Raw genomic sequence first — 9,415 nt, 5'->3', positions numbered from 1 at the left:
TTATAGGTAGGATGCAGGGAAAATTTGGTGGCTTGCCTGCATGACCAATGCTTGAAGTAAGGAGGAAGTTTCTTTGAACCATCCTCAAGAACGTGTGTGGACCCCGTATATTGGCCCATTCGATCCGTGTCCGCCGATCACGCAAAAAACCTACAGCACCCCTCCGCAGCTGTTTATCCACTTTCAACCTCCGAATTTGCCGCAGTTTAGCCCGATGGATGCCCTGAGACACGGTACGTTATGGCCGGCTTTGTACAGCCCTTATGAATCCAAATGGGGAAAAGGACGGTGATCCCATGTCGACAAATCCCAACAACCAACCGTTCGATCAGGAGTTTTACGAGAAGCTTGAGAAGCTGCAGGCGCTGGACTTCGCGCTGGTAGAGCTGAATTTGTATCTGGATACGCATCCGGATGATCTTGCCGCGATCCAGCAATTTAATCAGCTGACCCAGGAGCGGACGCAGCACGCAAATCATTTTCAACAGTTGTATGGCCCGCTGCAAAACTTCGGGCGCGCGTATTCGAAATTCCCGTGGGAATGGTCGAAAAGCCCTTGGCCGTGGCAGGTTTAGCTTTCCTGCCTTCCATCCGTGACGGGAAGCTAAAGGAGGTTAAACAGGAATTATGTGGGTGTATGAGAAAAAGCTGCAATACCCGGTACGCGTCAGCAAATGCGATCCGCGGATGGCGAAACTGCTGATCGAGCAGTACGGCGGCGCTGATGGGGAGCTGGCAGCAGCGCTGCGTTATCTGAATCAGAGATATACGATTCCCGACAAGGTGATCGGGCTCCTGAACGACATTGGGACAGAAGAATTCGCCCATCTTGAAATGATCGCCACGATGGTCTACAAGTTGACCAAAGACGCGACGCCGGAGATGCTGAAGGCGGCCGGGATGGATCCGTATTATGTGAACCACGACAAGGCGCTCTTTTACGAGAACGCGGGCGGGGTACCTTTTACGGCGACGTACATCCAGGCGAAAGGCGATCCGATCGCCGACCTGTACGAGGACATCGCAGCCGAGGAGAAGGCGCGGGCTACATATCAGTGGCTCATCGACATGACCGACGACGTGGATATCCAGGACAGCCTGAAGTTCCTGCGCGAACGCGAAATCGTGCACAGCTTGCGGTTCCGTGAAGCGGTAGAAATTCTGAAAGAGGATCGGGAGCATAAGAAATTCTTCTAATTTTTGAAATGAACTTATTTTATCGTTGAAGGGGATCTGATCATGGCCAAAAATAAACGTGGAAAATCGCTTTGGAACTTACCTTCGCGCGGTCGTGGAACGTGTCCAGTGTGCGGAAGCACGCGAATCAAGCTGCTGTATGTCATAAACACAAGTGCAGGGCAACAGCTGAAAGTCTGCAAGAATTGCTCGAACGCCTCGCAGGCAAGAATTGATGCAGCAGGCCAGCAGGCGGGTTGAGTTAAGGAGTCAGTAGGGTACGAGGTAACAGGAGAGAAACGGCGAATTTCCGCTTCTCTCCTGTTTACGTTACCGCATTCTTTCAGGGTCTATGATTCTTCTTCTAGCTAATGTCTGTTACTCCTTGCATCGTTTGAAGATATCAATAAAGAAGTAATACAGAATTCAGTGTAAATAGAACCCCGAGTATTAAAAATAAGTTTCGAAGTTTATGTCTATTTCTCATCAAATACATATTGCTGGTTTTTTGGCCCACAGCAGGGCTATAGATATTTTAAGCATTCCAAGCATAATAAGTCCTTTGGAAGCGAGTGTGAGAAATAAGGCCTTTTTTTACCGCTAAACAGCAACGCAACGGACTCCATACCTCGATAAGCTGGGGGAAACCCGCTGAATTTTATTTTTGATCTGAAAACCAATAATATAGAATAGAGATCTTTTTTTATTCGACGAATTATACAAAGTGAGGTGATGATGAGAATGAATTTGCTGGAGAGATGGACGCGCGGAGCGAAATTTGTTTTGATTCTGCTGGCCATCGTGTATGTGTTCTCCTTAGTGAGGCCGTTTTTTCGCCCAATGGAGGCCGTCATCGGGGCCCTTTTGATTCCGCTCCTGCTGTCCGGTTTCTTTTACTATTTGCTCCGCCCTGTGGTCCAGTACATGGAAAAGCATAAGATTCGTCGGTCCTTGGCGATCCTTATCCTCTATGTCGTTATGGCGATCTTGGCCATGGCCTTTATCGCGGTGGTCTGGCCGATGTTGCAAGCCCAACTGATCAATTTAGTGCAAAACATCCCCCAATTTATAAGCTTGCTTGAAGAGCGACTAAAGGAATGGGGAGAATTGCCTTTCCTTGCGTCCATTTTTCCTTCCGATTCCGGATTAGCCGACAATTTCTCGGAATACTTAAGCCAGGGAATCTCCTTCTTGACGAATTACTTGAGCGGTTTCTTCTCTTTCTTGTCCCAGTTCGCGATCGTGATGTTTACGTTCCCGATCCTGCTCTACTACATGCTCAAGGAAGGGCATCGCTTCAAACGCAGCCTGGTCAAGCTCTCGCCCATCCGTTATCGGAAAGAAGTGTATCGCGCTACCATTGAAATGGACAAGGCGCTGAACGATTATATTATCGGCCGGGTGATCGTAAACGCAGCGTTGGGCGTACTGATGTTTATCGGCTTCCTGATCATTGGACTGCCGTATGCGCTGTTGTTGACGACGATTGCGGTTATTATGAATTTCATCCCTTTGTTTGGGGCGATTATCTCCGCCATTCCCATTGTCATTATCGGGCTCATCGAGTCTCCGTCTACCGGCATTTGGGCGTTGGTCATCATTTTGTTGGCGCAGCAGATTCAGGATAATGTGATCTCACCCTACGTGTTCGGAAAAAAGCTGGACATCCATCCGGTGACGACCATTTTGCTCGTTTTGGGAAGCGGCAATTGGTTTGGCATCATTGGGATGCTGATCGTCATCCCGGTGTATATGCTGTTAAAAATTGCCTGGAAGCGGATTTACAAGCTGTTCCTCCGGTCGCAATGGGAAACATTGTGAGGATTATGCTATAATTGGATTGTTCAGAAAGGAACAAGCAATCGAATACTAGGTAGCGAAAGGGTGCCGATAATGAAACGCAATACCATCTTGGCGGCGGCCGGGTTCATTGTGGTTGCCGCGTTGGGAAGTTATTTTCTTATCACGGGACAAGCCGATAAGCAAACGGAATCAAAAGCTCTAGACGCTCAGAGCATCAAGCAGATGGTTCATGACTACAGCGTGGGTAAACTCACCGCTAAGTCTGCTTCGATTACGTCCAGCCATTTGATCGTGGACGGGGATACGGCGGACTCGAAGACGTATGAACTGCCGAAGGACGAATTTTTCGTCTCGATCGCGCCTTACGAGAATCAGACACATCCTTGCGAGATTCATAGCTTGACCGGATGCCGCGGCGAGATGACGGAGCAAGAGTTTCAAGTCAACGTCACCGATGCGAATGGGAATACCGTGTTGGACCAAAAGATGACGTCCCAGGCGAACGGATTTATCGACTTGTGGCTGCCTCGCAATCAAACCTACCGGATTCAAGTCAGTCATGACGGTAAAACCGCCGAGTCGGAAATCTCCACATTTGATGGAGATCAAACCTGCATTACTTCGTTGCAGCTCAGCTAGTGCTAAACGTATAAAAATGACGGACCCTCATCAGAAGGGTCCTTTTTTTTGGATCGATAATTAGAACAAGAGGATTGCGCCGCCCAGCATCGGGGTGAGCACCATGCACGTTTTTAGCCAAGCCGCAGGCACGCGCTTCGTGAGCTTGGCTCCAATATACGCGCCGGTCATCGTGCCGATGACAACGGTGGCGAGCAATTGTACATCCAGGTACCCGATGGTAATGTAACCGGCCCCTCCGGCGAGGGCAATTGGCATAATGACCAGCATGGTTGTTCCGGCGGCGTATCGCATGGACATTCCAAGGAGCAGCATCAGCCCCAGTTGGATAAAGGGGGTCGACCCGATTCCGAACAGCCCCGATAAAGCGCCGGTAATGAAGCCAACGAGCGGTGCATTCACCCCAAAGCGCCAGCCTTTGCCGGATGAGGCGTCCATGATCTCGGGCGTCTTCGGCCGCCGGGAGACATAGGCCATTCGAAACCACAGGGCGAATCCGGAAAGCGAACAGCATCCCGGAGGTCAAATATCCCAGCTGATCTTCGGGGATCAGGGATGACCAGCCCGAGCTGATCCACGCTCCCGCTGCAACGGTTAAGCCGACGACCACCCCGGGCCGCAGCTTCATATTCCCTTCCCGGTAATGGCTGATCGAACCGGAGAAAGGTTATCGCGGCGTTCGAGGAGAATTTTGCTACTGGTCATTTTACGTTAGCTTACCGAATTTTGTTGGTGTTGTTCCTGGTTTTTCAACCTTGGCTTGGAGTTGACCATTTTGGGAACGAGATCGATCTCGCTTCTTTTTCATGCTCATTTTATCTTGCAGTACCCAGCTGATCGTGATGTACTTCCTAGACGAAGTGTGATGAAAATTATACAATACGGGAAGTTAACAACAAGCTGCGTGAACTTTCAAATGAGGTGAAATGATGCAACGAACACAGAAATGGAGCAAACGGGCCGTGATCTTAGGCTTGACGGCAATGCTGATGACCCTCCTCTCCGGCTGCGGGGGGAATGCAGGGAACAAGGAGAAACCAACGGCCGCGGAGCCGGCCTCGAAACAATATTATATTTTTGATACGGTGGTTAACATCAAATTGTATGATGACCCGAAGGCTGAGGAACATTTGGATCATATCGATACGATGCTAAAAACCTTGGATCAGGAGTTAAGCCGGACCTTGGAGACGAGCCAGCTCTACAAAGTAAATCAGGAAGCCGGCAAACAGGCGGTTGAAGTGTCGGAGGATACGATGAAGGTGCTGAAACGCTCGCTTGATTACGCCAAAGAGACGAACGGGCTGTTTGATCCGACGGTCGGCGGGCTGGTGGATCTTTGGGATATCGGCCATGAAGGAGCCCATGTTCCGGCTCCGGAGGATTTGCAGCGGGAACTTAGCCTGGTGGGATATCAAGACGTAGTGGTCGACGAAGCCAAGCGCACCGTCTTTCTGAAACGGCCTGGGATGGTGCTGGATCTCGGCGGCATCGGCAAAGGGTATGCGGCGGACGAGGTTGCGGCCTATTTGCGGGCGGAAGGCGTCAAGAGCGCGCTTGTCGACCTCGGCGGCAGCAGCATCATCGTGATTGGAAACAAGCCTAATGGAGACAGCTGGAACGTCGGTCTACAAGATCCGGATAGCTCGCGGGGCACGACCATGGGAACGATCCGTTTAAGCGACCAAGTCATTGATACTTCCGGAATCTATGAACGTTACTTTATCGAGGACGATGTGATGTATCACCATATACTGGATCCGAGAACCGGCGTGCCGGCGCAAAATAATCTAAAGAGCGTCACGATTCTGGCGGATAACGCAACGGACGCGGACGCGCTGTCGACCTTCGTTTATGTGATGGGCCTGGAGGAAGGGCTGCAATACATCGAGGACTTGAATGACGGGACGGAAGCGATGTTTATAACAAAAGACAACAAAATTTACGTCACGTCCGGTATCAAAAATTCGTTTAAGGTGACAGATCCGCAGTACACGCTGGTTGAATAATAGAAGGCTAAGGACGTTCAAGCGATTGGACGTCTTTCTTGTCTTATTTGCTTATCAGACGCTGTCTTAAGGATATTGGCATAGGGATCTGGGAACGTCAGCACCTCAAACAGAACGTCTCTTAGTAGGAAAAATAAGATTTTCCACATCCCCCAAAAGACTAGAAGGATCACTACCCATTTCTTGATGGACTTCATACAAGGTACCTCCGATGATAAATTTCAGTGTGTTTCGCCAGACGTTCTTTCTTCCTTTATACTAAAACGAAAGAGGTAAGGAGTTGGTTTTGATGAAATTGATGTTGATTTCGGATATCCACGGGTCAAGCGCTTGGCTGGATCGGGCGATGGCCAAAGCGGCAGAGGAGCAGCCCGATCAAATCATCATGCTGGGGGATTTCCTGTATCATGGGCCGCGAAATCCGCTGCCTGACGGCTATGATCCGAAGCAGGTCGCGGCAACGCTTAACGAGCATAAGCATAACCTGATCGCTGTTCGCGGGAACTGCGATGCAGAAGTGGATCAAATGCTGCTGGAATTTCCGATGATGGCGGATTATGCCATGCTCTACTTGGAAGGACGCCGTATTTACGTCACGCATGGGCACGGATACAGCATCGAGCAGCTTCCGCCGTTGGCGCCGGGTGACGTGTTTATTCAGGGACATACGCATGTGCCAGTGGCTGACGTCAAAGACGGCATCTATGTCCTGAACCCGGGGTCTATCGCCTTGCCGAAGGAGAATTTCCCTAATTCCTATGGCATTTTGAAGGCAGGGGCGTTTATCGTTAAGGATTTTGCCGGGGAGATCATCAAACGGATTGAGTTTGCTCCATGACAAACGAACGGGTCGAACAGCAGCTGCGCACCCTCCCGGCCGCGCCGGGGGTGTACTTGATGAAGGACGCGGCGGGAGGCGTCATTTATGTCGGCAAGTCGAAGAACTTGCAGCAAAGAGTGCGCTCTTATTTTCATGCCTCCCGTCACCGCTCCAAGAAGGTCGAGAGATTGGCGCATAACGTCAAGGATTTGGAGATCCTCAGGACCGACACCGAATTCGAAGCGCTGATGCTGGAGTGCCGGCTGATTCGAGAACTGAAGCCGATGTATAACAAAAAGATGAAGAGTCCGCACGGTTATGTCTATTTGGTGATCCGCGACACGGACGGGATTTGGGACCTGGAGGTCGTCGATGTGCCGGAGGCCCCGGGAATCCGCCAAGTTTACGGACCTTATTCGGCGAGCCGACATTCTGTGGAGGCGGCAGTCCGGAGCGTTCGCGAAGCCTTGCGTATCGCTTGCAGCCGTCCCCGTTCCGCTCCCACTGGAGTACCCTGTTTGAACCATTCGCTGGGCTTATGTCTCGGCGCATGTTTGGGCGGGGAGGCGGTTGAACTCAACAACTGCGTGATGAACCGCTTTGCTGCGCTGCTGGATGGCTCGGATTCCAGCCTCCGGGAAGAGTTGGAGGGACGAATGCGGGACTTTTCCGAACGGGTTGATTTTGAAGCCGCAGCCAAACTCAGGGATGCCCTTCATGCCATCGATCTGTTTGCGAGACAAGAGGAGATCGCCGGATTTGTTGAGCAGAACGGGAATTTCGTGGTCCTGGAACGTTGGAGTGAGCGGAAGGCCAAGTGGTTCATATTGCGGCGAAATACGATCCTGTATAGCCGGAAGGTTGAAATTTCAGAAGGAAGCTCCCGAGCCTCTCTGTCTCTGAAAATGGCGGAGAAGGCATTGGCCTGTCTAAGCCATAGCTCTCCTCCCCTGACGGGCAAACCTACCCGAGATGAAATTGATGAGGCTCGGATCATCTACCGTTATTTACAAAGCAGTGAGTGCCGCTTCGCGCGGATTCCACAGGCATGGATTGAAGCCGCAGATACGGCCCGGATCGCACATCTGCTAGAAGCGATCATCTGAAAGAATCTATGAAATGATCTTTCTATTGACAGCGCTTACAATAATAGCTTATGTTTAAAAAGGAAATATAAACCATTATTGTAATAAAGGAGGATTTGTGATGATCATGATCCGACCCAATGCTGTCCGTGACATCCAGAGAATACTCCGCACTTTCCTACTCTGTGTGATTCTTGCTGCTTTGACCTTAAGTAACTCCATGTTTGTTCCTTCTGCCCAAGCCGCAGAGGGAGATTCCGGCATGAATGTGTCGAGAATTGAGCAAAGCGGTTTCCTGAAAGCCAACGGTACGGTGCTGCGGGACAACTACGGCACAGGCAATATCGTCAATCTGCGGGGGACCAACCTAGGCGGTTGGTTGTTGCAGGAGAGCTGGATGTCACCGCTTGGCGTGAAGGACGAATGGACGCTGCGTGAAACGTTGACGAGCCTGCATGGCGCGCAAACGGCGGAAAGCCTGATCAAAACGTATCAAGACGCTTGGCTGACTACGCGGGATTTGGACAATATCAAAAACATGGGGATGAATATGGTCCGCGTGCCTATTCTGTACCTGGAGCTGATGGACAAGTACGGCAATTGGAAGGCGGATCCGTGGAGCAAGCTGGATTGGCTCGTCCGCGAAGCGGGGAATCGGGGCATTTACGTTCTGCTGGATCTGCACGGTACGTTTGGGGCCCAGAACACCTTCGATAACTCGGGTGAGGTCAACTCGGACCCGCAGCTGTGGAAGAACCAGCAGTATCAGGATCGTACCGTCCGGTTGTGGGAAGGGATTGCAGCCCATTTTAAAGGCAATCCGACCGTGGCAGGTTACGATCTGTTAAATGAACCTGACCGGGTGAGCAAGGAGCAGTTGAACGCTTTTTATGACCGACTCTATAAGGCGATCCGCGCAATCGATCCCGATCATACGATCTTCATCGAAGCGGCCTGGAACTGGAACCAGCTCTATGACCCGGATACGTTTGGTTGGACTAACGTGGTGTACGAGATGCACTATTACGCGATGGCCGGCAACGAGGCTTCTGATTGGAATGTGCAGAACAATCTGGTGAACACCGCTTTGCAAGGACTGCGCGATCACCAAGCCAGGTGGAACGTGCCGGTGTATGTCGGAGAATTTTGCCTGTTTGATTTTACCGATCTGTGGGAGAAGTTCTTGGCTGGAATGAACGCCTCCAATATCTCTTGGACGAACTGGACGTATAAGGTCAGCTCGAACTACGGGAACTGGGGTTACTTCAACAACAACCCAAATCCGGTGCCAAACATCTTAAGCGACAGCCCGGCGACGATCGCCGCTAAATGGAGCAAATTTAATACTGAGAATTTTCGGCCAAACACCACACTGCAAAATTTGGTGAAAAAATATACGACCGGGTCAACCCCGCCTCCTACGCCTACCGGGTTCGTTTATTTGATCTCGGAAGCGAATAAGAAGATCGTCAGCGCGGAGAACGCCGACAGCGCTCCGCTGGTCGCAAATCGCGATACAGCCCAGGATTGGGAGCTGTTCGAAATCATCAACAACAGTGATGGAACGATTTCGTTGAAATCCAAAATCAATGGAAAATACGTCACCGCGGACTTGAACGACGGCGGCAAGCTGATTGCCCGCGGCGAGAGCATTCAACTATGGGAGAAGTTCCGGAAGGAACAGCTGGCCGACGGGGCGATCGCCTTGTTCGCCTTGGCCAATGACAAGTACGTGACAGTGGAATTGAATAACGGAGCTGGACTGGTGGCTAACCGGGATCAGGTTGGGGGCGCTTGGGAAGCCTTTTGGCTGATTACCCAGTAATGGCAGCCGAAGCTTAGACAAAGGCAACGGGGAAGTGTATACGTCCCCGTTGTCTTTT

The 9,415-nt window shown here is 51.0% G+C and carries 11 protein-coding genes; 10 read left to right on the top strand and 1 reads right to left on the bottom strand.

Features of this window, described 5'->3' with window-relative positions; genetic code table 11:
- Positions 1–73: 73 nt before the first annotated feature.
- From POTG_RS21985 to POTG_RS21965, 6 genes are all read left to right on the top strand, one after another.
- Positions 74–292: a spore coat associated protein CotJA gene (locus POTG_RS21985; RefSeq protein WP_009227055.1), complete on the top strand. Its 219-nt coding sequence runs from the start codon at positions 74–76 to the stop codon at positions 290–292.
- A gap of 4 nt (positions 293–296) precedes the next feature.
- The gene (locus POTG_RS21980) at positions 297–575 is read left to right on the top strand and encodes a spore coat protein CotJB (RefSeq protein ID WP_009227054.1); all 279 of its coding nucleotides are present in this window, start codon (positions 297–299) and stop codon (positions 573–575) included.
- A 52-nt stretch (positions 576–627) separates the two neighbouring features.
- Positions 628–1,197 carry a manganese catalase family protein gene (locus POTG_RS21975; RefSeq protein ID WP_009227053.1) on the top strand — a complete coding sequence of 190 codons (570 nt, stop codon included), beginning with the start codon at positions 628–630 and terminating at the stop codon, positions 1,195–1,197.
- 42 nt (positions 1,198–1,239) lie between these two features.
- Positions 1,240–1,437, top strand: coding sequence for a hypothetical protein (locus POTG_RS25040; protein WP_083791541.1), 198 nt, complete (start codon positions 1,240–1,242; stop codon positions 1,435–1,437).
- A 471-nt stretch (positions 1,438–1,908) separates the two neighbouring features.
- The gene (locus tag POTG_RS21970; RefSeq protein ID WP_009227052.1) at positions 1,909–2,997 is read left to right on the top strand and encodes an AI-2E family transporter; all 1,089 of its coding nucleotides are present in this window, start codon (positions 1,909–1,911) and stop codon (positions 2,995–2,997) included.
- A 72-nt stretch (positions 2,998–3,069) separates the two neighbouring features.
- Entirely contained in the window at positions 3,070–3,618 is a 549-nt protein-coding gene (locus POTG_RS21965; RefSeq protein ID WP_009227051.1) for a CueP family metal-binding protein, read from the top strand.
- A gap of 60 nt (positions 3,619–3,678) precedes the next feature.
- Here the strand turns inward: POTG_RS21965 and POTG_RS21960 are convergent, their stop codons facing one another.
- Positions 3,679–4,095, bottom strand: coding sequence for a sulfite exporter TauE/SafE family protein (locus tag POTG_RS21960; protein ID WP_232282375.1), 417 nt, complete (start codon positions 4,093–4,095; stop codon positions 3,679–3,681).
- Positions 4,096–4,547: 452 nt separating this feature from the next.
- On the opposite strand from POTG_RS21960, the gene POTG_RS21955 reads away from it, so the two are divergent.
- The 4 genes from POTG_RS21955 to POTG_RS21935 all read left to right on the top strand — a co-directional run bounded on the left by POTG_RS21955 (position 4,548) and on the right by POTG_RS21935 (position 9,357).
- Entirely contained in the window at positions 4,548–5,627 is a 1,080-nt protein-coding gene (locus POTG_RS21955; protein WP_157273556.1) for an FAD:protein FMN transferase, read from the top strand.
- 289 nt (positions 5,628–5,916) lie between these two features.
- A complete protein-coding gene (gene yfcE / locus POTG_RS21945) occupies positions 5,917–6,465 on the top strand; it encodes a phosphodiesterase (protein WP_009227048.1) in 549 nt (182 codons plus the stop codon).
- Complete coding sequence (locus POTG_RS21940) at positions 6,462–7,553, top strand: GIY-YIG nuclease family protein (RefSeq protein WP_009227047.1); 1,092 nt, start codon at positions 6,462–6,464, stop codon at positions 7,551–7,553. Before yfcE ends, POTG_RS21940 begins: the two co-directional genes overlap by 4 nt.
- A 241-nt stretch (positions 7,554–7,794) precedes the next feature.
- Complete coding sequence (locus tag POTG_RS21935) at positions 7,795–9,357, top strand: cellulase family glycosylhydrolase (protein WP_232282374.1); 1,563 nt, start codon at positions 7,795–7,797, stop codon at positions 9,355–9,357.
- The last annotated feature ends 58 nt before the right edge of the window (positions 9,358–9,415 follow it).

Source organism: Paenibacillus sp. oral taxon 786 str. D14 (assembly GCF_000159955.1).
GTDB lineage: Bacteria > Bacillota > Bacilli > Paenibacillales > Paenibacillaceae > Fontibacillus > Fontibacillus phoenicis.
The sequence above is the reverse complement of the archived record's forward strand: the minus strand, read 5'-3'. Positions and strand labels throughout refer to the sequence as shown.

What these genes read in the sequence shown, in the direction of transcription:
- POTG_RS21980 (WP_009227054.1), top strand. Translation starts at nt 297, where the DNA reads ATGTCGACAAATCCCAACAACCAACCGTTCGATCAGGAGTTTTACGAG.
- POTG_RS21975 (WP_009227053.1), top strand. Translation starts at nt 628, where the DNA reads ATGTGGGTGTATGAGAAAAAGCTGCAATACCCGGTACGCGTCAGCAAA.
- POTG_RS25040 (WP_083791541.1), top strand. Translation starts at nt 1,240, where the DNA reads ATGGCCAAAAATAAACGTGGAAAATCGCTTTGGAACTTACCTTCGCGC.
- POTG_RS21970 (WP_009227052.1), top strand. Translation starts at nt 1,909, where the DNA reads ATGATGAGAATGAATTTGCTGGAGAGATGGACGCGCGGAGCGAAATTT.
- POTG_RS21965 (WP_009227051.1), top strand. Translation starts at nt 3,070, where the DNA reads ATGAAACGCAATACCATCTTGGCGGCGGCCGGGTTCATTGTGGTTGCC.
- POTG_RS21960 (WP_232282375.1), bottom strand. Translation starts at nt 4,095, where the DNA reads ATGGCCTATGTCTCCCGGCGGCCGAAGACGCCCGAGATCATGGACGCC.
- POTG_RS21955 (WP_157273556.1), top strand. Translation starts at nt 4,548, where the DNA reads ATGCAACGAACACAGAAATGGAGCAAACGGGCCGTGATCTTAGGCTTG.
- yfcE (WP_009227048.1), top strand. Translation starts at nt 5,917, where the DNA reads ATGAAATTGATGTTGATTTCGGATATCCACGGGTCAAGCGCTTGGCTG.
- POTG_RS21940 (WP_009227047.1), top strand. Translation starts at nt 6,462, where the DNA reads ATGACAAACGAACGGGTCGAACAGCAGCTGCGCACCCTCCCGGCCGCG.
- POTG_RS21935 (WP_232282374.1), top strand. Translation starts at nt 7,795, where the DNA reads ATGAATGTGTCGAGAATTGAGCAAAGCGGTTTCCTGAAAGCCAACGGT.